This window comes from Streptomyces sp. NPDC058646 (assembly GCF_042716875.1).
In the GTDB taxonomy this organism is placed as follows: Bacteria; Actinomycetota; Actinomycetes; order Streptomycetales; family Streptomycetaceae; genus Streptomyces.
The window spans coordinates 162,364-184,222 of the sequence record NZ_JBHXRK010000011.1 but is presented as its reverse complement, the minus strand read 5'-3'; the positions used below and the strand labels follow the sequence as shown (position 1 = coordinate 184,222).

Sequence of the window (21,859 nt, the reverse complement as noted above, 5' to 3'; positions counted from 1 at the left end):
CCGTCCCGAGTGAGAGAGAGATCCGCGTGTACGCCATCGTGCGCAGCGGTGGTCGCCAGCACAAGGTTGCTGTCGGCGACATCGTTGAGGTTGACAAGATTTCCACTGCCAAGGTTGGCGACACGGTCGAGCTCTCGACCCTGCTCGTTGTCGACGGCGAAGCCGTGACCAGCGACCCGTGGGTCCTGGCCGGCATCAAGGTCACGGCCGAGGTCGTGGACCACCACAAGGGCGCCAAGATCGACATCCTGCGCTACAAGAACAAGACCGGCTACCGCCGTCGCCAGGGTCACCGCCAGCAGTACACGGCGATCAAGGTCACCGGTATCCCCGCGGCTGCGAAGTAAGAGGGACTGAGACATGGCACACAAGAAGGGCGCATCGTCCACCCGGAACGGGCGCGACTCCAATGCCCAGCGGCTCGGCGTGAAGCGCTTCGGCGGTCAGGTCGTCTCCGCTGGTGAGATCCTCGTCCGCCAGCGCGGCACCCACTTCCACCCGGGCGCGGGCGTCGGCCGTGGCGGCGACGACACGCTGTTCGCGCTGCAGGCGGGTGCCGTGGAGTTCGGCACCCACCGTGGCCGCAAGGTCGTCAACATCGTTCCGGCCGCCTGATCCAGCTTCGGCTGATCACGCGTACGTAACTTCCCGAGGGCGGATCTCAGCTCTTCCCGGCGCGAGCCGGGAAGAGAGGTCCGCCCTCGGTGCGTTGTCACATAGACACGTTTAATGGGCAGCAAGGCCTGCCCGGGACATTCCCGTATGTATCTGGAGGAACACCCATGACCACCTTCGTGGACCGCGTCGAGCTGCACGTCGCCGCGGGTAACGGGGGCCACGGCTGCGCCTCCGTTCACCGGGAGAAGTTCAAGCCGCTCGGCGGCCCCGACGGCGGCAACGGCGGACGTGGCGGAGATGTGATCTTGGTCGTCGAGCAGGCGATCACCACCCTGCTGGACTACCACCACAGCCCGCACCGCAAGGCCACCAACGGCAAGCCCGGCGAGGGCGGCAACCGCTCCGGCAAGGACGGCCAGGACCTGGTCCTGCCCGTGCCGGACGGCACCGTCGTCCTCGACAAGGAGGGCAACGTCCTCGCCGACCTCGTCGGCCAGGGCACCACCTACGTCGCCGCCGAGGGCGGCCGCGGCGGTCTCGGGAACGCGGCCCTGGCCTCGGCCCGCCGCAAGGCGCCCGGCTTCGCGCTGCTCGGCGTCCCCGGCACCACCGGCGACATCGTCCTGGAGCTCAAGACCGTCGCCGACGTGGCGCTGGTCGGCTTCCCGAGCGCCGGCAAGTCCTCGCTGATCTCGGTGCTCTCCGCAGCCAAGCCGAAGATCGCCGACTACCCCTTCACCACCCTGGTCCCGAACCTGGGCGTCGTCACCGCCGGCTCGACCGTCTACACGATCGCCGACGTCCCCGGTCTCATCCCCGGCGCCAGCCAGGGCAAGGGCCTCGGCCTGGAGTTCCTGCGTCACGTCGAGCGCTGCTCGGTGCTGGTGCACGTCCTGGACACCGCGACCCTGGAGTCCGACCGCGACCCGGTGGCCGACCTCGACGTCATCGAGGAAGAGCTCAAGATCTACGGCGGCGGTCTGGAGAAGCGCCCGCGCCTGGTCGTCCTGAACAAGGTCGACATCCCCGACGGCCAGGACCTCGCCGACATGGTCCGCCCCGACCTGGAGGCCCGCGGCTACAAGGTCTTCGAGGTCTCCGCGGTCGCCCGTACGGGCCTCAAGGAGCTCTCGTACTTCCTCGCCGAGGTCGTCGCCAAGGCGCGCGCCCGCAAGCCGAAGGAGGAGGCGACCCGCGTCGTCATCCGTCCCAAGGCCGTGGACGACGCCGGCTTCACCGTCACCTACGACGAGGTCGAGGACGTCTACACGGTGCGCGGCGAGAAGCCGGAGCGCTGGGTCCGCCAGACCGACTTCAACAACGACGAGGCCGTGGGCTACCTCGCCGACCGCCTGAACCGCCTCGGTGTCGAGGAAGCGCTGAGGAAGGCCGGCGCCCGCGCCGGCGACGGCGTGGCCATCGGTTCCGACGAGAACGCGGTCGTCTTCGACTGGGAGCCGACCATGATGGCCGGTGCCGAGATGCTGGGCCGCCGCGGTGAGGACCACCGCATGGAGGCTCCGCGCCCGGCCACCCAGCGCCGCAAGGAGAAGGACGCCAAGCGCGGGGACGCGGCGCAGCAGGAGTACGACGAGTTCCGTCCCTTCTAGCACCGGACGACCTTGAAGTCGCCTTTACGCAGGTCGCTTAGGATCCTCCGGGTGAGCAGCAAATCCCCCACCGTCTCCGTCGTGGTGATCGCGTACAACGACGCCGGGCTCGTGGGCGAGGCCGTTACCTCGGCTCTCGCCCAGGGCCCGGTCGTCGCCGAGGTCATCGCGGTGAACGACGCCTCGTCGGACGGCACCGCGCGGGTGCTGGACGAGCTGGCCGCCGCGCACCCCCGGCTGAAGGTCGTGCACCGCACGGAGAACAGCGGAGGGTGCGGTACGCCGCGCAACGACGGCATCGCCGCCGCGACCTCCCGCTACGTCCTCTTCCTGGACAGCGACGACGTGCTCGCGCCGGGCGCGGCGGACGCCCTGGTGCGGGCCGCCGAGGAGCACGACGCGCCGGTCACCGTCGGCGCGTGCGTACGGCGCGAGCTGCCGCAGCGCCACGACGTGCCCTGGGTGCCCGGTCTCTGGACGCCCGGCGACGTGATCGAGCGGCCCGCGGAACGGCCGGAGCTGGTCCGCGACACCCTGTGCGTCAACAAGCTGTACGAGCGCGCCTTCCTGGACGCACATTCCCTCCGTTTCCCCGACGGCCGGTTCGTCTACGAGGACTTCGTCTTCACCGCGCGCGTCCTGGCCGCGGCTCCGCGCATCGCGGTCATCGGCGACCTCGTCTACGTCTGGAACGTGCGCCGCAGCGCCGCCCAGGTGTCGATCTCCCTGGACCGCAAGGACGTCGGGAACTGGCGCTCGCGCATCGAGGCCCACCGCACGGCCTCCCGCACCCTCGCCGCCGCCTCCCCGGAGCTGGGCCGCGCCTGCCAGGTGAAGTTCCTGGACTACGACCTGCGCATGTACCTGCGGGAGATCGGCACCGACCCCGGGTACCAGGCCGCCTGGTGGACCCTGACCCGGGAGTACCTCGCCACCTTCGCCGAAGCCGACGTCGAGGCCGCGAGCGCCCCCGTCCGCTGGATCGTGCGGCTGCTGCGCGCCACCGACGCGCCGCCCGCCGACCTCACCCGCCTCACCCGCCTCGCCGCCGAGCCGCCGCGGCTGCTGCCCCCGTACGCGGTGGACGCGGCCGGGGCGCCGGTGTGGAGCGAGGCCCTGCCCGTCGCCCTGGAGGGCCTGGCCGGGCTGGAGACGGCCGGGCTGCCCGTCGTCGCCGACGCGGAACCGGCCGGCGCCGGCGTGGTGCGGATCCGCCTGCACGACCTGTACGGGCGCCTCGCGGCTGCCGGACCGCGCACCGCCCAGCTGCGGTTCCTGCCCCGGGCGGGCGGCGAGCCCGTCCTGGCCCAGCCGGTGGAGCTGCACTCCGCCGAGGACGGCGGCTGGACCGCCGAGCTTCCCTTCCGCCTCGCCGACCTGGCCGCGAACGGGCGTCGCCGGGGGCTGCGCCGGATGCAGGCGTGGGACGTCCGGCTGGCGGTGGAGTGCACCGACGGAAGCTCCGTGGTCACCTCGCTGAGCCCCCGGGGCGGGCTGCTGCGCCGCCGTGCCCTGCCGAGCAGCCGGTACGGTGTCCTGCTGTCACAGCCCTACCGCACGGCCGCCGGCTCGCTGGCCCTGCGCCTGGCGCCCGGCGCCGAGGGCGCGCTGTACCTCGTACGCAACCGCCTGCACCGGGCCAGGGCGGGCCGCAGGTCGGGCTGAGACCGCCAGACAGAAGAATCGGACAGGACTCGGGAGACAGGCATGACCTTTCTGATCACCGGTGGAGCCGGATACATCGGCGCGCACGTCGTCCGCGCGATGGTGCTCGCGGGGGAGGAGGTCGTCGTCCTCGACGACCTGTCGACGGGCAACGCCGACCGCGTTCCGGAGGGCGTCCCGCTGGTGGTCGGCTCGGTCCTGGACCGGCTGACCCTGGACGAGACCCTCGCCCACCACAAGATCACCGGCGTGGTGCACCTCGCCGGCAAGAAGCAGGTCGGCGAGTCCGTCGAGAAGCCGCTGTACTACTACCACGAGAACGTGCAGGGCCTGACGGTCCTGCTCCAGGCCGTGGCCGCCGCGGGCGTACGCAACGTCCTCTTCTCCTCCTCGGCCTCCGTCTACGGCATGCCCGACGTGGACCTGGTCACCGAGGACACCCCGTGCGCGCCGCTGAGCCCGTACGGCGAGACGAAGCTGGCCGGCGAGTGGCTGATGCGCTCGGCGGGCAGGGCGCACGGGATCGCCACGGGCTGTCTGCGGTACTTCAACGTGGCGGGCGCGGCGACCCCGGAGCTCGCCGACACCGGCGTCTTCAACCTGGTGCCGATGGTCTTCGAGCGGTACGACGCCGGCCAGGGCGCCAAGATCTTCGGTGACGACTACCCGACGCCGGACGGCACCTGCATCCGCGACTACATCCACGTCGAGGACCTCGCGGAGGCCCACGTGGCGGCGGCGCGCAAGCTCGCCGAGTGGGCCGCGGCGGGCGACTACCGGGACCTCACCGTCAACATCGGGCGCGGCGAGGGCGTCTCCGTCCGGGAGATGGTCGACCTGCTGAACGAGCACACCGGCCACTCCTACCCGCCGGTCATCGCCCCGCGGCGCCCCGGCGACCCGGCGAAGGTGGTGGCGTCGGCCGACAGGATCGCGAGCGAGCTGGGCTGGAAGGCCCGCCACGACGTCCGGGAGATGGTCACCTCCGCCTGGGCGGGCTGGGAGGCCAACCGGGACAGCGCGGTCGGCGCCGTCCACGACGAGGTCAACCGCTGACCCCCTGCCCCCGCGCGGACGAAGCCGCCCGCCCCGGACCTGTCCGGGGCGGGCGGCTTCGTCCGCGGGCGCTGGCGGGTCAGCGCTCCAGGAAGGCGAAGAGCGATTCCCAGCGGTCGGTGATCTCGGTGCTGGAGTAGCGCTGCACCGAGCGGAAGGCGGAGTCCCCGAGCCGGTCGCGCAGCTCAGGGTCGGACATCAGCACGCTGAGGTGTCCGGCCAGCTCCATCGTGTTGCCCAGCCGGGCCAGCAGCCCGTCCTCGCCGTGCTCGACGATCTCCCGTACGCCCGGCGCGCAGTCGAAGGCGGCCACGGGGACGCCCGCCGCCATCGCTTCCAGCAGGGTGATCGGGAATCCCTCGGCCCGGGAGGCCTGGGCGAAGACCGAGGCCTCGCGCAGGGCACCCAGTACGTCGTCGGTGCTGCCCACCCACTCCACGGAGTCGTCCAGGCCCAGCGAGGTGCAGTGCGCCCGCAGGGCCTGCTCCTCCACGCCCGCCCCGTAGATCCGCAGGACCCAGTCCGGGTGCTGCGGGGCAGCGTCCGCCCATGCGTCGAGCAGCAGGTCGACGCCCTTCTCGAAGGCGAGCCGGCCGACGCTCGCCACGACCTTGGCGGTACGCGGAGCGGGCGCCGGCGGCATGAAGGGCAGCGGGTTGGGCATGCTGCCGACGTTCTCCATGCCCGCCCGGATCCACAGGTCCGCGTCCTCGGCGGTCAGCACCAGCAACCGGTCCACCTCCGGGTAGTAGCGGCGGACCCGCTCGCCGCGGGTGGACTTCTGGCTGGCCTCGAAGGACTCGTGGCTCATGCCGATGACGCTGAGCCCCTTGGTGTCGGCGAGCGCCACCCACTCCATCGCCCAGACCTGGGTCACGATCACGACGCCGCCCGGGCGGGCCGCGCGGAAGAGCTCGCTCAGCTGCTCCGCCTTGGCCCGCATCTTCGCCCGGCGGGCAGCCTGGCGGCGCCGCTCGGGCGCGTTCAGCCGGCCCTTGATCCCGTGCAGCCGGCGCGCGCCCGGGGGATGCGCGTCGTACAGGGTGGTCATGGCGTACGGCAGGTCCTGCGGCAGCTTCTGCCGGATCTCCTCGGCCACCGGGGCGATGCCGACGATGTGCACCCGGTGGCCGCGGTCGGTGAAGAGCCGGGCCATCTGGTGGGACCAGGTGGTCACGCCGCCGAGCTCGTCGACGCTGTTGGAGACGAGGAAGATGTCGCGGCCGCCGGGGGCGGCGGTCTGCTGGCTCACTTGCCGCTCCTGGTGAAGAACTTCTCGACGATCTGGCGGGCGGCGTCGCCGCGGTCGTACTCGCCGAACTCGGTGAGGAATCGCTGCCGCGCCTCGGCGTACTTGCCGTCCGCCTCCTCGAAGGCCGCCAGGGCCTGGAGGAGTTCGTCCGCCGTGGCCACGACCGGGCCCGGGGCCTTCTCCTTCAGGTCGAAGTACGTGCCGCGGATGTCGGTGGCGTACTTGTCGTAGTCGTAGGCGAAGAACCACATCGGCCGGTCCAGGACCGCGTAGTCGAACATCACCGAGGAGTAGTCGGTGATCAGCCCGTCGGCGAGGGCCAGCAGCGGGGTGATGTCGTGGTGCCGGGACACGTCGAGGACCCGGCCGGCCACCGACGGCGGCAGCGACACGCTGTTGAGGTAGTGGGTCCGCACCAGCAGCGTGAAGCGGTCGCCGAGCCGGTCGGCGAACTCCTCGACGTCGAAGGGGAACTCGAAGCCCTCCACCGTGCCGTCCGCCGCCGCCCGGAACGTCGGCGCGTACAGCAGCACCTTCTTGTCCGGGTCGATGCCGAGCTCGGCCGCGAGCGGGCCGCGCACCCGCTCACCGCTCTGCGCCTCCGCCCGCTCTGCCTCGACCAGGGCGTCGTTGCGCGGGTAGCCCGTGCGCAGGAGCACCTCGTCGCGCAGCCGGAAGGCCTTGGCGAGGGTGCGGGTGTCGTGCTCGGACCGGATCAGGAAGTGGTCGAAGCGGTCGACGGCCGCCTGGAAGCGGTCCTGGCCCGCGCGGCCCTGCGCCTTGGTGCGGGGCTCGTGGAAGCCCATCCGTTTGAGGGCGGAGCCGTGCCAGGTCTGGATGTACGTGGTCCCCGGGCGCTTGGCGAGCGCCAGCGGGAAGCCCTGGTTGTCGACCCAGTACTCGGCCTGGGCCAGCGCCCGCAGGTAGGGCCAGCTCCAGCGCCGCACGAGGGTGGCCTCCTTGGGGAAGCCGGTGGGCTTGCCCGCGTACGACCAGATCGCCTCGAACGGCACGCCCTGGCGCACCATCTCCTCGTAGATCGCCTTCGGGCTGTCGCTGTACTGCTTGCCCATGTGGCTCTCGAAGACGACCGTGCCCTTCTTGACCGGCAGCTTCGAGAAGACCTCGTGGTAGAGCTTCACCTTCTGCTCGCCGGAGCCCATGCTCCGGCGGACCCGCAGGGCCTTGCGCAGGCCCCGCTTGACCACGTTCGCCGCCTTGCCGTGTATGGCGTTGTCGATCAGGCTCCGGGTGCGGACGGTGGCAGCGCCCTCGGCGGCCAGGACGTAGGAGAGGTTCCCCTTCTTGGTGACCTCCGGCGCGAAGCGGTCGGAGACCAGCCGGGTCAGCCGCGGCCGCACGCGCAGGCGGGCGGCCGACTCCAGGTCGACCCCGCCGACGGAGACGCGGGTGGTGATCCTGTACTTGCCGGCGGTCAGCTTCAGGCGGACGTCCCAGACGGCGTCGATGATGCCGAGGGGACGGACGGTGCTGCCGATGTCGGCGGTGCCGCTCCACTCGATCGTGTCACCGGCGTGGCGCACGGTTGCCACCGGGAAGCTGAAGGAACGCACGCCGATCTGCCGGCGGGCCCGGAATTCGAGCGAGGCCGTCAGCGGCGCGTCGGCCGCGATCCGGCCCAGCGGGTTCACCACGGCCCCGGAGAGGGTGACCGTGCCGCGGCCGTCGTCGGCGTACGCGGTGAGGCGGTTGCCGAGCTGGAGGGAGGTGAGCGGGGTGGTGTGGAAGCCCTGCTCGGTGACGTCCAGTATCCGGCGGGCCTCGGTGTCGGGCGCTCCGTCGGCGTCGTCGATGTGGCGGGCGCACCAGTAGATCCGGCCGTCGCGTTCGGCGAGGGGGGAGGAGAGCCGGCCCTTGTTGGTCATGGCGTCGGCGGCGGGGATCAGGTTCTCCCAGTCCTCCTTGCCGAGCAGGTAGGCGCAGATGGCCTGGAGGTAGGTGACGTTCTCGTAGGCGGCCGGGTCGATTCCGGCGAGGTAGCCGTTGGCGAGGCGGGCGAACTCCTGGCGGTAGGCGTCACCGAGCAGCGGCAGGTCGCGCAGGTGGAGCACCAGGTCGTGCTTGAGGAACTTGGCGTCCTTCGCGGACTTGATGTCCGTGTGGCCCTTGGCCGCCAGCAGCTCGTCGACGCGCCGGTGGATCTCCATCCGGTGGACGAAGTTCGCGATCTCGTGGCGGCGGTTGCTGATGGACTTCGCCGCGGCCTTCTCGACCACGTTCCAGAAGTAGACGCGGTTCGGGATCAGGGTGATGCGGCGCGCGGCCACGTACGCCTGTGCGGAGAACAGCAGGTCCTCGTAGTGGATGCCGACCGGGAACTCCAGGCCCTGCTCCAGCAGGAACGCGCGCCGGTAGCACTTGTTCGTGGAGAGGGTGTCGTAGACCAGCAGGTCGGGGTACTCGGTGATCGACTCCAGGGTGCGCGTGCGCGAGTAGATCCACGGGTACCACTCGGTGGTCTTGTCCCAGCGGTTGTCGAGGTGCACGCGGACGCACATGCCCGAGACCAGGTCGGAACCGGTCCGCTCGGCCGCGGCCAGCATGTTCCGGCAGGCATTGCGCTCCAGCACGTCGTCGCTGTCCAGGAACATGACGTACGTGCCGGTGGCCTGCTGGATGCCGTGGTTGCGCGGCGCGCCGCAGCCGCCGCTGTTCTCCGGGAGCCGGAAGGCGCGCACTCTCCCCGGATGCGCAGATTCCAGTTCCTGGGCGACCACGTACGAGTGATCCTTGCTGCAGTCGTCGACGATCACGACCTCGACCCCGTGCAGGGTCTGGTCCAAAACCGACTGGACTGCTGTCGACAGACGCTCTGCGTCGTTGTAGACGATGACGACCACGGAGACGTCGGGCACGTGCACCTCGATCCCTTCGATTCGTTGCGTTTCGTTCAGCTCGTTCCGTTTATCTCGTCAAAGCTACCGTGTGCCGCCCGCAGCTCAGGCAGACCGACCGACGCCCGACCCTCCTTTTGCATACTTCCAAGGAAGAGGTGAGGGACCGGTCCGGTGGCTGACAATCACCCGATCGGACCTAGCAGGAAGTGTTCATGACGAAGCTGTCTGTAGTTGTCCCTTGCTACAACGAAGAGGCCGTCGTCGACAGCTTCGACGTGGAGATCCGCAGGGTCCTGGACTCCCTCCCCGTCGAGTACGAGGTCTGCTACGTCGACGACGGAAGCCGTGACGGAACCCTCGGCAAGCTGCGCAGGATCGCTGCCGAGCACGGGGACCAGACCCGGTACGTCTCCTTCACCCGCAACTTCGGCAAGGAGGCCGGCATGCTCGCCGGGCTGCGCGAGTGCACCGGCGACGCCGTGGTGATCATGGACGCGGACCTCCAGCACCCGCCGGAGCTCATCGCGACCATGCTCGACTACTACGGGCAGGGCCATGACCAGATCATCGCCCGCCGCACCCGGGAGGGGGACAAGAAGCTGCGCTCCGCCCTCAGCCGCCTCTACTACCGCGGAGTGAACCGCTGGGTCGACGTGGAACTCACCGACGGGGTGGGCGACTTCCGCCTGCTGTCGCGCCCGGCCGTCGACGCCCTGCTCGCCCTCCCCGAGTACAACCGCTTCTCCAAGGGCCTCTTCTCCTGGATCGGCTTCGACACCGTCCACTTCGACTACCGCAACGCGCAGCGCGAGGCCGGCGAGACGAAGTGGAAGTTCGGCTCCCTGCTGAACTACGCCATGGACGGGCTGATCTCCTTCAACAACCGGCCGCTGCGCGTCGGGATCTGGTTCGGCGCCTCGCTGGTCGCCCTGACCGGCCTGTACGCCCTGTGGATCACCGTCATGGCCATGACGAACGGCGTGGACTCGCCCGGGTACGTCACGCTGGTCGCGATGATCGTCGGCCTCGGCGGCGTCCAGATGATCATGCTGGGGCTGATCGGCGAGTACATCGGACGCATCTACTACGAGACCAAGCGCCGCCCGCACTTCCTGGTGAAGGAGGCCCACGGCGCCGGCCCGCTCCCGGCGGACCTCCCCGGGGGCATCGGGGAGCGGGGCCAGGAGCGGGGCCAGGGGCGGGGCCCCGACCGGGTCTCGGACCGGACCGCCGGATGAGCCGCAGGGACCAGCTCGGCCAGATCTTCCGCTTCGCCCTGGTGGGCGGGGTGAACACCGCCACCTTCTTCGGCATCTACCTGCTCCTGCACCCGTGGATGCCCTACTTCGCCGCCTACTCCCTCGCCTTCGTGCTGGCCATGGTCGGCTCCTTCTTCATGAACACCTACTTCACCTACCGGACCCGGCCGACCTGGAAGAAGTTCCTCCTCTTCCCGCTGACGAACGTCACGAACTACGTCATCCAGTCGGCCGGCCTCTACGCCCTGGTCGCCTGGGCCGGGATGGACACCCGGATCGCCCCGCTGGTCGCGGCGGTCGTGGCCGTCCCGTTCACCTTCCTGCTCTCGCGCAAGATCCTCGTCCCCGGCGCAGCCCGGGCCGAAGAGGCGCAGCACGCGGAGGCGGGGTCCTCGTCCAGGCCTTGAAACCCCCGAGCGGCCCCTCGCACCCACCCCGTAGATTGAGACGGCAGGCATTTCGGCAAGGGGCAAGGGGACAGACGTGTCAGCGGCTAGGCAAGGTGTCGTGGACGCCCGCAGGATCGTGGTCAAGGTCGGCTCCTCCTCCCTGACCACCGCGGCCGGCGGACTCGACGCCGACCGGGTGGACGCTCTGGTCGACGTCCTGGCCAAGGCCCGCAGCGGCGGCGAGAAGGAGATCGTCCTCGTCTCCAGCGGAGCCATCGCCGCCGGACTCTCCCCGCTCGGGCTGCGGCGCCGCCCCAAGGACCTCGCCCGGCAGCAGGCCGCCGCCAGCGTCGGCCAGGGACTGCTCGTCGCCCGCTACACCGCCTCCTTCGCCCGCTACGGCGTCCGCGTCGGCCAGGTCCTGCTCACCACCGACGACACCAGCCGGCGCGCCCACTACCGCAACGCCTACCGGACCCTGGACCAGCTGCTGGCCATGGGTGCCCTGCCCGTCGTCAACGAGAACGACACCGTCGCCACCGACGAGATCCGCTTCGGCGACAACGACCGGCTGGCGGCCCTGGTCGCCCACCTCGTCCGCGCCGACCTCCTCGTGCTCCTGTCGGACGTGGACGGCCTCTACGACGGCGACCCCGCCCTGCCCGGCACCACCCGCATCGACGAGGTCCGCGGGCCCGAGGACATCGCGCACGTCTCCATCGGCAGCGCGGGCAAGGCGGGCGTGGGCACCGGCGGCATGGTCACCAAGGTCGAGGCGGCGCGGATCGCGGCCGCCGCGGGCATCCCCGTGGTGCTGACCTCGGCCAGCCAGGCCGCGGACGCCCTGGCCGGGCGCCCCACCGGCACCCACTTCCACGCCACCGGCCGCCGCTCCGCGGACCGGCTGCTCTGGCTCCAGCACGCCTCCACCCCGCAGGGCCACCTCGTCCTCGACGACGGCGCCGTGCGCGCCGTCACGGAGCGCGGCAGCTCCCTGCTCCCGGCGGGCATCGCCGCGGTCGAGGGCGAGTTCACCGCGGGGGACCCGGTGGAGCTGCGCGACACCTCCGGCCGGGCGGTCGCCAGGGGCCTGGTCAACTTCGACGCCAAGGAGCTCCCGCAGCTCCTCGGCCGCTCCACCCGCGAGCTCGCGCGGGAACTCGGACCCGCGTACGAGCGCGAGGTCGTCCACCGCGACGATCTGGTCCTGCTGCAGGGCTGAGGTTCGGCAAAACCACCGCGCGGTCGGTCGGGGACTGGTCAACTGTGAAGGTCGGACACGCGGGGCGGAGACAGGAGGCGGCTGGTGAGACGAGCGCTGACCAGCGTCGGGCCGGGGGACGGTGACGGCGGCGACCACGGGAACGGGCCCGGGGAGGGCCTCGGCCCGGACGCCTCCCGCCTCTGGCACGTGACCCTGAGCGTGTCCGGCAAGCCGGCGCCGCTGTCCGAGGTCCGCCGCGGTCTCGAACAACTGGCCCACGACCACCCCTTCCTGCTGACGAGCCGGTACGCCGGCGACCACGCGGAGATCCGGTACTGGGAGGAGGCCCGGGACCTCCACGACGCGGCGGCCGTCGCCCTGCGCCTGTGGGGCGAGCACCGCTCCTCGGCGCAGCTCCCGCCCTGGGAGATCGTCGGCCTGGAGGTCATCGACCGCGCCACCTACCACCAGCGCGTGGCCGAAGGCTACGGCCCACCCCCGGCCCACCCGGTGGGCGTCCACCCGTACTGACCGGGACCGGGCCGCGCCCGGGAGCCTCGCGATACCGGACCGCGCCGGGTGCCCCGCGCCGCGGCCCCGGCCCGGCCACGGGTGCCCCGCGCCGCGGCCCCGGCCCTGCCCGCCCACGGGCGCCTCGGGCTGTGGCTCCGGCCCGGCCACGGGTGCCCTGCGCTGTGGCTCCGGCCCGGCTCACCCACGTGCCCCGCGCCGCGGCTCCGGTCCGGCCCGCCCACGTGCCCCGCGCTGCGGCCCCAGCCCGGCCCGCCCACGTGCCCCGCGCCGCGGCTCCGGTCCGGCCCGGTCACGGGGGCAGCCCGCCGCAGGCGTCTCGCGGGGTGAAACCCCCGGGGGCGCGCTCCGGCCGGGGACTACCCTGGCGGCATGACCTCGCTCGCCGACGCAGCCGCCACCGCCACCTCGCCCGTCCTCGCCACCGCGCGAGCCGCCCGTACCGCCGCCGCGGTCATCGCCCCACTCCCGCGGTCCGCCAAGGACACTGCCCTGCTGGCGATCGCGGACGCGCTGGAGGCCCGTACGGCCGAGATCATCGCGGCCAACGCCGTCGACACCGACAAGGCCCGCGCCGCCGGCACCAGCGAGACCGTCATCGACCGCCTCACCCTCACCCCGGAGCGCATCGCCGCCATCGCCTCCGACGTGCGGGACGTCGCCGCCCTGCCCGACCCCGTCGGAGAGGTCGTCCGCGGCAGCACCCTCCCCAACGGCATCGACCTCCGCCAGATCCGCGTCCCCCTCGGCGTCGTCGGCATCATCTACGAGGCCCGCCCCAACGTCACCGTCGACGCAGCGGCCCTCTGCCTCAAGTCCGGCAACGCCGTCCTCCTGCGCGGCAGCTCCTCCGCCTACGCCTCCAACACCGCCCTCGTCGGCATCCTGCGCGACGCCGTCGAGTCCACCGGCCTGCCCGCCGACGCCGTCCAGCTCGTCCCCGGCGAGTCCCGCGACTCCGTCCGCGAGCTGATGCGCGCCCGCGGCCTCGTCGACGTCCTCATCCCGCGCGGCGGTGCCTCGCTCATCAAGACCGTGGTCGAGGAGTCCACCGTCCCGGTCATCGAGACCGGCACCGGCAACTGCCACGTCTACGTCGACGCGCAGGCCGACCTGGACATGGCCGTGGACATCCTCGTCAACTCCAAGGCCCAGCGGCCCTCCGTCTGCAACGCCGCCGAGACCCTCCTCGTCCACCGCGACATCGCCGCCGCCTTCCTCCCCCGCGCCCTGGACGCCCTCGCCGCCGCCGGCGTCACCGTGCACGGTGACCCCGCGGTCCTCGCCGCCGCCGGGGACTCCAAGGTCACCGCGGTCCCCGCCACCGACGAGGACTGGGCGGCCGAGTACCTCTCGTACGACATCGCCGCCGGCGTCGTCGACTCCCTCGACGAGGCCGTCGCCCACATCCGCCGATGGACCTCCGGTCACACCGAGGCCATCGTCACCACCTCGCAGGCCGCCGCGCGCCGCTTCACCCAGCTGGTCGACTCGACCACCGTGGCCGTGAACGCCTCCACCCGGTTCACGGACGGTGGCCAGTTCGGCTTCGGCGCCGAGATCGGGATCTCCACGCAGAAACTGCACGCCCGCGGCCCCATGGGCCTTCCCGAGCTGACCTCCACCAAATACATCGTCACCGGCGACGGTCACATCCGGTAACCGCTTGCTGAACACGGCGTGGCCGGATCCGGCTCACACCCTGCCCAAAGCCGCCCCCCAGGTCTACGCTGGTCCTGTGCCGGACGACGTGGGGGGCAAGCCGTTCCCGGACGACGGGGAGCCCGACGACGACCGCGGAGGCGCGGAGCACGACTTCGCCTCCGTGGTGTTCGACGAGGCCTTCGTCCGGAACGCCCAGATCCATGAACTGAGCGCCGCCGAACGCCAGCGGGCCGCGGACCGGGCGCGCGCGGAGGCCGAAGCCGCCCGCGCCGTCGCGGGCGGCTGGACGGGCGACGAGGACTACGACGGCTACGGCTACGGCCACCCCGACGGGTACGACGGCCCCGACGGCTGGGAGTACGACTCCGGTCACGGCCGGTCCCACGCCGACGGCCCGTACGGGGCCTACGGCGGCAGCCTGCGCCCCTACCGCGGCCGGTCGCCCTGGCTGCGCCCCGTCGCCTGGGTGCTCGCCTTCGTCATGGGCCTCGGCATGATCGCGCTCGCCTTCAGCGCCGTCTACCGCAGCGCCGCCGGTGAGACGGACCCGGCCCCGGCGCCCGCCAGCACCCCCCTGAGGGAAGTCGGCGTCGGCGCGTTTACGTACCCCGTCGGCCGCCAACCCTGAAAGTACGACCCCACTCGCCCACACTGGAGCTGGGGGCTTCTCTGAAGCGGGGACAGCGGGGAGAAGCGATGGCAGCACCCGGAGATCCACCCAACGGCACCCCCGAGGGCATCGGCGGGGGCGACGACGAGTACCGGTCGGTCGTGTTCGACGAGGACTTCGTCCGGGCCGCCCGGCTCCAGGAATTCTCCGCCCAGGAACGCATGGGCGAACCGGACCGGGCCGTCCGCAGCCGCTCCCTCTGGGCGGGCAGCGGCCCCGGACAAGGCACCGGCACGCCCGGCCGCGGCGCCCGTCAGGGCATGCTGCTCGTGCTGCTCATCGCCACAGCCTTCGCCGCCGCCGTCTACATGGGGCTGCGCAACCCGTACGTCCCCCCGGCCGACGGCCACGCCGAACCGCTCGTCAGCACCGTCGTCCCGCTGGCGCCCACCGGCACCGTCCCCGGCGGCCGCCCCACCGAGCTGTACGAGGACAGTCCCGCCGCCGAGTACCGCGTCGGGGCGGCCGGGATCACCCTGCCCGCGGTGCGCCGCACCCAGCACTTCACCGACGGCGAGGTCGGCGCCGCGCTCTCCATCACCAAGGACTACCTCGTGCAGTCCTCGCTGGACCCCGACGTCCTCGCCGGCACCGCCTCCCGGCCGGTGCGGGTGCTGCTCGACCCCGACCAGCTGACCCAGTTCGACCGCAGCATCGCCTCGCCCTCCGGGGACGGCCGGCACGCGGCCACGGGCTGGCTGGTCCGCTTCGACCCGCGCACCGCCGTCGTGGCCGACTCCGGGGTCCGGGTGCACGGCACCCTCGCCTTCGAGGAGGTGGCCCCGGACGTCCTGGAAGTGCTCACCGACCACACCTTCGTGTACGTCGTCCGTCCGGCCACCGGAGCCCCCGCCGCGGCCGACGGCGCCTCGCTCTTCACCGTCCGGCGCGAGCTGCGGCTGCGCTTCGACCGGGACGACCTGGCCGCCCGGCGCGCGGAGCTGGCCTCGGCCTACGTGATGGCCGGGCCGCAGGACTGCTCCGCCGACCCCGCCGGGGGCTTCCGCCCCCTCCCGGCCGGGGCCGGCCCGACCACGGTCGGACCGCCCGCCAGCGACCCGTACGCCGGCGGCCACCCGCGGCGCGCTGCCGGACTGTGCGGTGTCATGGCACAGCCCGGGAGCCCGTCCCCCGCCCCTGCTCCCGCCCCGGAGCCGGGGCAGGAGGCCTCGGGCGTCAGCCCTGCTCCGTAGCACCGCCCTTGCCCTCGGCGGCCGGGCCGGCGCCCGTACCCGTACCGCTTCCCGCGCCGGTGAACTTGTCGCGGAGCCTGCCGCCCAGGTCGCCCGCACCGCCGGCGATGTCGCCCACCAGCTTCATCAGCGGGTCCTTGCTGGTGCGGACCGAGTCGGCGTAGTGCGCCGCGGACTGGCGGAAGGAGTCGGTCACCGAGGTGTCCTTGTCCTCGTCCCGCCGCGGGTAGTGGCCGTCCATGATCCGCTGGTGGTCGCGGCTCTCCGACCACTTCTTCAGCTCGGCCGCCCGCACCGTGGTGAAGGGGTGCGTCCGCGGCAGCATGTTCATGATCTTCAGGACGGAGTCGCGCAGGTCGCCGCTCGACTCGTACTCCTCGGCCTGGGCCAGGAAGGCGTCCACGTTCATCTCGTGGAGGTGGTTGCCGCCCGCGATCTTCATCAGACCCCGCATCGAGGCCTGGAGGTCCTGGCCCACCAGCAGCCCGGCCCGGTCGGCGGACAGCTCCGACTTGCGGAACCACTCCCGCAGCGCCGTCACGATCGCCATGATCGCCACGTTCCCCAGCGGGATCCACGCCACCTTCAGCGCCAGATTCGTCAGGAACAGCAGGATCGTGCGGTACACGGAGTGCCCCGACAGGGCGTGGCCCACCTCGTGGCCCACCACCGCCCGCATCTCCTCCTCGTCGAGCAGCTCCACCAGGCCCGTCGTCACCACGATGATCGGCTCGTCCAGCCCGATGCACATGGCGTTCGGCTTGGGGTCCTGCTGCACGTACATCTGCGGGACCTTCTCCAGGTCCAGGATGTAACAGGCGTCGCGGAGCATCGCGTACAGGTGCGGGAACTGCGCCTCACCCACGCGCACCGAGTCCGACAGGAACAGCAGCCGCAGGCTGCGCTCCGGAAGCAGCCCGCTCAGGGCCCTGAACACGGTGTCGAACCCGCTCAGCTTGCGCAGCGCCACCAGCGCCGAGCGATCGGCGGGATGTTCGTACGCCCGCGAGGAAACACCGGGGAACCTCCTGCGGTCCCGCGCCGGTGCCTTCTCGAAACCCGTCTCCGTCATAGAGCCTCCCCCTCGATGGAACTGCTGGGCCTTGCGTCTATCCTCTCCAACGCCTGAGTCGGCGTGAGCGTGCCCCAGGCCCCCGCATACGATGTGAGCGAAGTCTCCGCCCGCTCCCCGACTCGATAGGTACCTGCCTGATGAGCCTCTCCTCCACCGCCCACAACCTGGTCGTCCTCGCCTCGGAGGGGGCCGAGCAGCACGGCGGCAACCACGACAGCCTGAACCCGTACCTGACCGGTGGCGCCGCGCTCTTCATCCTCCTGCTGATGCTCTGGGTGACCACGCGCCTGAACCGCGACCGCTAGAGCCCGTCGCTCCCGCGCCCGACCGCGAGCCGGACCGCTCCGCCGGGCCAGTAGGCTCTGCGCTCATGGGAGAGCAGGAGATGCCTACCGGCCCGGTCAAGCGCCGGCTCGGCGTGATGGGCGGGACATTCGACCCGATCCACCACGGACACCTGGTGGCCGCCAGTGAAGTGGCCGCCCTTTTCCACCTCGACGAGGTGGTGTTCGTACCGACCGGCGAGCCGTGGCAGAAGTCGCAGCGGGCCGTGTCGCCCGCCGAGGACCGCTACCTGATGACGGTCATCGCCACGGCCTCGAACCCCCAGTTCTCGGTGAGCCGCATCGACATCGACCGCGGCGGCCCGACGTACACGATCGACACCCTGCGGGACCTGAAGGCGCTGAACGACGACGCCGACCTGTTCTTCATCACCGGTGCCGACGCCCTCGCACAGATCCTGACCTGGCGGAACGCCGAGGAACTGTTCTCGCTCGCCCACTTCATCGGAGTCACCCGGCCGGGCCACGTGCTCACCGACGACGGACTGCCCGAGGGCGGCGTCTCGCTGGTCGAGGTGCCCGCGCTGGCGATCTCGTCCACGGACTGCCGTGCACGGGTCGGCGCGGGGGATCCTGTCTGGTACCTGGTGCCGGACGGTGTCGTGCGCTACATCGACAAGCGTGAGCTGTACCGGGGAGCCTGAGCTTCCGGAGAGAGGGGCCCCGCGGTGAACGACCGACAGGAGCCGTACGAGCCGTACGACCCGTACGCCGCCCACGAGCAGCAGCTCATCGGCTACGACGCGTACGGGCGGCCGCTGTACGGCCAGGTGCCCGCCCAGCCCGCCCACCCCGCCCCGCCCGCGCCGCAGCAGTACGAGCAGCGGCCCGGTGCCGCGTACGAGCAGCAGTACGGCTACGGGCCCGACCAGCAGGCCTACGGCCGGCAGCAGCCGCAGCAGTACTACCCGCCGCAGCCGGCCGCCCAGGAGTACGGGCAGCAGCAGTACCCGGACCCCGGTGCCGCGGCCTCCTACGGCTACGACACGCAGCAGGCGCAGGCCCAGCAGTGGATCCCGCAGCAGAGCGCCCCGGAGCCGGCGGCGCCCGCGGCGGAGCCCCGGCCGGAGCCCGGGCGGGAGCGGTCCCCCCTGGTCCCCGAGCCGCGCAGGCCCGCCGCCGAGGAGCCCGGGGCGGACCGGGACTACCGCACCGAGATGTTCGCCTTCATCGACCAGCCGGACGAGGAGTCCGACGACGTCATCGACTGGCTGAAGTTCACCGAGAGCCGCACCGAACGCCGCGAGGAGGCCCGCCGCCGCGGCCGCAACCGGGTGGTGGCGCTGATCGTCGTCCTCGCCGTGTTCGCAGTCGGCGGCATCGGCTACCTCTGGTACGCGGACAAGCTGCCGTTCACGCAGGGCCCGGGGCAGGAGACGCCCGCCGCGGCCGGTGCGGCGCAGAAACGGGACATGATCGTCGTCCACCTGCACAACACCAAGAAGGGCGGCACCTCCACGGCGCTGCTCGTCGACAACGTGACCGCGAAGCAGGGCGCCACCGTCCTGCTGCCCAACACGCTCGCCGTCCCCAGGCCGGACGGTACGTCCACCGGGCTCGGCAAGGCGGTCGAAGAGGGCGGCCTCGGCACCCGCGAGTCCCTCGACTCGGTACTCGGCACCAGCATCGGCGGCACGTGGAGGCTGGACACGCCCTTCCTGGAGAACCTGGTCGACCTGGTCGGCGGCATCGAGGTCGACACCGACACCGCCGTCCCCGCCGACGACGCGGCCAGGGCCCCGGCCGTCGCCCAGGGGCAGAAGCAGAGCCTCAGCGGCCCGATGGCCGTCGCGTACGCCACCCACCGGGGCCAGGGCGAAGCGGAGGCCGAGCAGCTGGAACGGACCGGCAAGGTGCTGCACGCCGTCCTGCGCAAGGTCCCGGGCGACCCGGAGGCGGCGACCAGGACCGTCGAGGGCATGGGCCAGATCCTCGACCCCGCCCTGGACGCGAAGGCGCTCGGCGCCCTGCTGTCGCGGCTGGGCGGGCACGCCAAGGGGGGCGCCTACCGCACCGACGTCCTCACGGTGAAGCCGGACGGCACCCTCACCGACGAGGCCAACAAGAAGGTCGTCAAGGAGGTCCTCGGCGGCTCCGCCCAGGCGGCCCAGCCCGGCGCCGCGCCGCGGGTCGGCCTCAGGGACGCCACCGGTGACGAGAAGACCCAGCTCGCGGCCAAGGCGGCGCTGCTGAACGGCGGCTACACCTTCGTGGACGGGGGCAGGGCCGACAGGACGGCGCCCGCTTCGCAGATCACCTACCAGGACGACGCGCAGCGGGACAGGGCGATCGAGGTCGCCAAGACGCTGGGGCTGGCGGAGACGGTCGTCAAGAAGGCCGAGAACGCGGTGAACGCGGACGTCGTGGTGGTCCTCGGCAAGGACTACAAGGCCTCCTGAGCGCCCCCTCCGGGGGGCCTGGCATGCGGTTCCGCCCGTGCGGAACGTTCCGCGCGGGCGGTGTCGGCGGTACATGAGACCCTTGTAAGGATCTGCCCGCCAACCCGAAAGCATGGCCAGTGACCGCCACGGACCGCTCCATCGAGCTCATCACCGCCGCCGCCCAGGCCGCGGCCGACCGGCTCGCGCACGACATCATCGCGTACGACGTCAGCGACGTGCTGTCGATCACCGACGCCTTCCTGCTCGCCTCGGCGCCCAACGACCGCCAGGTCAAGTCGATCGTCGACGAGATCGAGGAGCGCCTGCTCAAGGAGCTCGGCGCCAAGCCGGTGCGCCGCGAGGGCGACCGCGACGCCCGCTGGATCCTGCTCGACTACGTCGACATCGTCGTCCACGTCCAGCACAGCGAGGAGCGGGTCTTCTACGCGCTGGAGCGCCTGTGGAAGGACTGCCCCGAGATCGAGCTCCCCGAGGACGCCAAGCTCACCAAGGGCAAGGCGGAGGAGCACGCCAAGCTGCGCGAGGCGGCCGGTGACGACGAGCTGGACGGTGATCTGTTCTGAGCACGACCGACATGGGCAGGACCACGCGGAAGATCGTCCTCTGGCGCCACGGCCAGACCGCCTGGAACCTGGAGCGCCGCTTCCAGGGGTCCACGGACATCGAGCTGACCGGGACGGGAGTGGCGCAGGCGCGCCGCGCCGCCCGGCTGCTCGCCTCGCTGAAGCCGGACGCCATCATCGCGTCCGACCTTCGGCGGGCCTCCGACACGGCCGCCGAGCTGGCCGCCGTGACGGGCCTGTCCGTGGAACACGACCCGGCGCTGCGCGAGACGTACGCCGGTGAGTGGCAGGGCCTCACGCACGACGAGATCCTCGAGAAGTACGGCGAGCAGTACGGGGCGTGGAAGCGCGGCGAACCGGTCCGCCGCGGTGGCGGCGAGCTGGAGACCGAAGTCGCCGACCGGGCCGCTCCGGTGGTGCTGCGGCACGCCGACCGGCTGCCGGCGGCGGGCACGCTCGTCGTGGTCAGCCACGGCGGCACCATCCGCACGACGATCGGCCGCCTGCTGGGCCTGGACGCGTACTACTGGGAGGGGCTGGGCGGACTCTCCAACTGCTGCTGGTCCGTGCTCGGCGAGGGCGCGCGCGGCTGGCGCCTGATGGAGCACAACGCCGGCACGCTGCCGGAACCGGTGCTCGGCGACGACGACTGAGCAGCTCCTGCGAGGCCGCCCACCGGGGCTGCCACCCGGATTTCACTTTCCGGCTGGTCACAGGCTAGAGTTCTTCTTGTTCGCAGCGCAGAACACCGGAAACGGGGGGAGCGCGGCGGAGAGCGGGGCTATAGCTCAGTTGGTAGAGCGCCTGCATGGCATGCAGGAGGTCAGGAGTTCAATTCTCCTTAGCTCCACAATCAGGATCCCGTCCCCAACAGGGGGCGGGATCCTTGCTTTTAGACCCTTTGCGCTTGCTGACCCGCCCCGTACCGTCGTGGCAGAATCGGGACCGCCGGAGGGGGAGTCGACGGCCCGACGTGGGAGGGAGTCGCTGACGGATGGGTGCACACCGGCGCCGGTGCGACTGGTGCAACAACGGCACGCCGATCGTGCGGGACATGGACCCGGTCAACCCCGACTACCAGTACTGGTGCGAGGAATGCGCGCGGGCGCTGATCATAAAGGGCGACCCGATCGAGACGTACCGTGAGCTGGAGGGGGAGCCGATCTACGGCCGGCTGCTCGACGAGCACTGCACGCTGAAGCGGTTCTATCAGTTCGCACGAGCGTGACTAAATAGGTCAAAACGGGCATGGCTCGTGGTCGGTGGAAACCGATTTTTGGACCAGGGCCATGACCGTGTAATGTTTGGGACGTCGCCAAGGGGAACCAGCAAGGGGAACCGGAGCGGCAGGCAGGGCAAGGGGCTATAGCTCAGTTGGTAGAGCGCCTGCATGGCATGCAGGAGGTCAGGAGTTCAATTCTCCTTAGCTCCACAGTGAAGAAGCGGGGCCCCCCGGTCGGGGGGGCCCCGGGTGGTGGTGGGGTCCCGCCGAGCCCCCCCATGGG

General features: G+C 71.6%; 21 protein-coding genes and 2 tRNA genes. 20 read left to right on the top strand and 3 right to left on the bottom strand.

From position 1 onward, the window contains the following. Positions 1-26: 26 nt before the first annotated feature. From rplU to galE, 5 genes are all read left to right on the top strand, one after another. Positions 27-347 (top strand): 50S ribosomal protein L21, encoded by a 321-nt coding sequence (gene rplU / locus ACFWUZ_RS16200; RefSeq protein ID WP_030013082.1) that lies wholly within the window; start codon positions 27-29, stop codon positions 345-347. Positions 348-360: 13 nt separating this feature from the next. Then, positions 361-615 (top strand): 50S ribosomal protein L27, encoded by a 255-nt coding sequence (gene rpmA / locus ACFWUZ_RS16195; RefSeq protein ID WP_069920265.1) that lies wholly within the window; start codon positions 361-363, stop codon positions 613-615. Between the two features lie 167 nt (positions 616-782). After that, positions 783-2,228, top strand: coding sequence for a GTPase ObgE (gene obgE / locus ACFWUZ_RS16190; protein WP_384372525.1), 1,446 nt, complete (start codon positions 783-785; stop codon positions 2,226-2,228). A 51-nt stretch (positions 2,229-2,279) separates the two neighbouring features. Then, positions 2,280-3,893, top strand: coding sequence for a glycosyltransferase family 2 protein (locus tag ACFWUZ_RS16185; protein WP_384372523.1), 1,614 nt, complete (start codon positions 2,280-2,282; stop codon positions 3,891-3,893). Positions 3,894-3,935: 42 nt separating this feature from the next. Next, positions 3,936-4,949: a UDP-glucose 4-epimerase GalE gene (gene galE / locus ACFWUZ_RS16180; RefSeq protein WP_384372521.1), complete on the top strand. Its 1,014-nt coding sequence runs from the start codon at positions 3,936-3,938 to the stop codon at positions 4,947-4,949. 79 nt (positions 4,950-5,028) lie between these two features. On the opposite strand, the gene ACFWUZ_RS16175 is transcribed toward galE, so the two are convergent. Continuing rightward, positions 5,029-6,201 carry a glycosyltransferase gene (locus tag ACFWUZ_RS16175; RefSeq protein ID WP_384372519.1) on the bottom strand — a complete coding sequence of 391 codons (1,173 nt, stop codon included), beginning with the start codon at positions 6,199-6,201 and terminating at the stop codon, positions 5,029-5,031. Next, complete coding sequence (locus tag ACFWUZ_RS16170; protein WP_384372517.1) at positions 6,198-9,083, bottom strand: CDP-glycerol glycerophosphotransferase family protein; 2,886 nt, start codon at positions 9,081-9,083, stop codon at positions 6,198-6,200. The genes ACFWUZ_RS16175 and ACFWUZ_RS16170 overlap by 4 nt, the downstream gene beginning before the upstream one ends. Before the next feature lie 188 nt (positions 9,084-9,271). Between ACFWUZ_RS16170 and ACFWUZ_RS16165 the strand changes: the two genes are divergently transcribed. The 7 genes from ACFWUZ_RS16165 to ACFWUZ_RS16135 all read left to right on the top strand — a co-directional run bounded on the left by ACFWUZ_RS16165 (position 9,272) and on the right by ACFWUZ_RS16135 (position 15,970). Further along, positions 9,272-10,297 (top strand): glycosyltransferase family 2 protein, encoded by a 1,026-nt coding sequence (locus ACFWUZ_RS16165; protein ID WP_384372515.1) that lies wholly within the window; start codon positions 9,272-9,274, stop codon positions 10,295-10,297. Next, positions 10,294-10,725, top strand: coding sequence for a GtrA family protein (locus ACFWUZ_RS16160; RefSeq protein ID WP_384372513.1), 432 nt, complete (start codon positions 10,294-10,296; stop codon positions 10,723-10,725). The genes ACFWUZ_RS16165 and ACFWUZ_RS16160 overlap by 4 nt, the downstream gene beginning before the upstream one ends. Positions 10,726-10,801: 76 nt before the next feature. Beyond that, positions 10,802-11,929: a glutamate 5-kinase gene (gene proB, locus ACFWUZ_RS16155; protein WP_384372511.1), complete on the top strand. Its 1,128-nt coding sequence runs from the start codon at positions 10,802-10,804 to the stop codon at positions 11,927-11,929. 84 nt (positions 11,930-12,013) lie between these two features. After that, positions 12,014-12,442 (top strand): hypothetical protein, encoded by a 429-nt coding sequence (locus ACFWUZ_RS16150; RefSeq protein ID WP_384372509.1) that lies wholly within the window; start codon positions 12,014-12,016, stop codon positions 12,440-12,442. A 372-nt stretch (positions 12,443-12,814) separates the two neighbouring features. Next, positions 12,815-14,104 carry a glutamate-5-semialdehyde dehydrogenase gene (locus ACFWUZ_RS16145; RefSeq protein WP_384372507.1) on the top strand — a complete coding sequence of 430 codons (1,290 nt, stop codon included), beginning with the start codon at positions 12,815-12,817 and terminating at the stop codon, positions 14,102-14,104. 76 nt (positions 14,105-14,180) lie between these two features. After that, entirely contained in the window at positions 14,181-14,735 is a 555-nt protein-coding gene (locus ACFWUZ_RS16140; protein WP_384372505.1) for a hypothetical protein, read from the top strand. A 68-nt stretch (positions 14,736-14,803) separates the two neighbouring features. Continuing rightward, entirely contained in the window at positions 14,804-15,970 is a 1,167-nt protein-coding gene (locus tag ACFWUZ_RS16135; RefSeq protein ID WP_384372503.1) for a hypothetical protein, read from the top strand. Here the strand turns inward: ACFWUZ_RS16135 and ACFWUZ_RS16130 are convergent. Continuing rightward, a complete protein-coding gene (locus tag ACFWUZ_RS16130; protein ID WP_384372501.1) occupies positions 15,954-17,042 on the bottom strand; it encodes a M48 family metallopeptidase in 1,089 nt (362 codons plus the stop codon). The genes ACFWUZ_RS16135 and ACFWUZ_RS16130 overlap by 17 nt on opposite strands. Before the next feature lie 140 nt (positions 17,043-17,182). Here ACFWUZ_RS16130 and ACFWUZ_RS16125 point away from each other — a divergent pair, with 140 nt between their 5' ends. The 8 genes from ACFWUZ_RS16125 to ACFWUZ_RS16090 all read left to right on the top strand — a co-directional run bounded on the left by ACFWUZ_RS16125 (position 17,183) and on the right by ACFWUZ_RS16090 (position 21,786). Further along, complete coding sequence (locus tag ACFWUZ_RS16125) at positions 17,183-17,350, top strand: hypothetical protein (RefSeq protein ID WP_266936718.1); 168 nt, start codon at positions 17,183-17,185, stop codon at positions 17,348-17,350. 65 nt (positions 17,351-17,415) lie between these two features. Continuing rightward, entirely contained in the window at positions 17,416-18,033 is a 618-nt protein-coding gene (gene nadD / locus ACFWUZ_RS16120; RefSeq protein WP_384372499.1) for a nicotinate-nucleotide adenylyltransferase, read from the top strand. 24 nt (positions 18,034-18,057) lie between these two features. Further along, on the top strand, positions 18,058-19,788 hold the full coding sequence (locus tag ACFWUZ_RS16115) for an LCP family protein (RefSeq protein ID WP_384372497.1): 1,731 nt from the start codon (positions 18,058-18,060) through the stop codon (positions 19,786-19,788). A 119-nt stretch (positions 19,789-19,907) separates the two neighbouring features. Beyond that, the gene (gene rsfS, locus ACFWUZ_RS16110) at positions 19,908-20,354 is read left to right on the top strand and encodes a ribosome silencing factor (protein ID WP_384372495.1); all 447 of its coding nucleotides are present in this window, start codon (positions 19,908-19,910) and stop codon (positions 20,352-20,354) included. A gap of 11 nt (positions 20,355-20,365) precedes the next feature. Continuing rightward, positions 20,366-21,007: a histidine phosphatase family protein gene (locus ACFWUZ_RS16105; RefSeq protein WP_384372493.1), complete on the top strand. Its 642-nt coding sequence runs from the start codon at positions 20,366-20,368 to the stop codon at positions 21,005-21,007. A 124-nt stretch (positions 21,008-21,131) separates the two neighbouring features. Then, positions 21,132-21,204, top strand: a tRNA-Ala gene (locus tag ACFWUZ_RS16100). Positions 21,205-21,348: 144 nt separating this feature from the next. Beyond that, on the top strand, positions 21,349-21,582 hold the full coding sequence (locus ACFWUZ_RS16095) for a hypothetical protein (RefSeq protein WP_008738908.1): 234 nt from the start codon (positions 21,349-21,351) through the stop codon (positions 21,580-21,582). A gap of 131 nt (positions 21,583-21,713) precedes the next feature. Beyond that, positions 21,714-21,786, top strand: a tRNA-Ala gene (locus tag ACFWUZ_RS16090). The last annotated feature ends 73 nt before the right edge of the window (positions 21,787-21,859 follow it).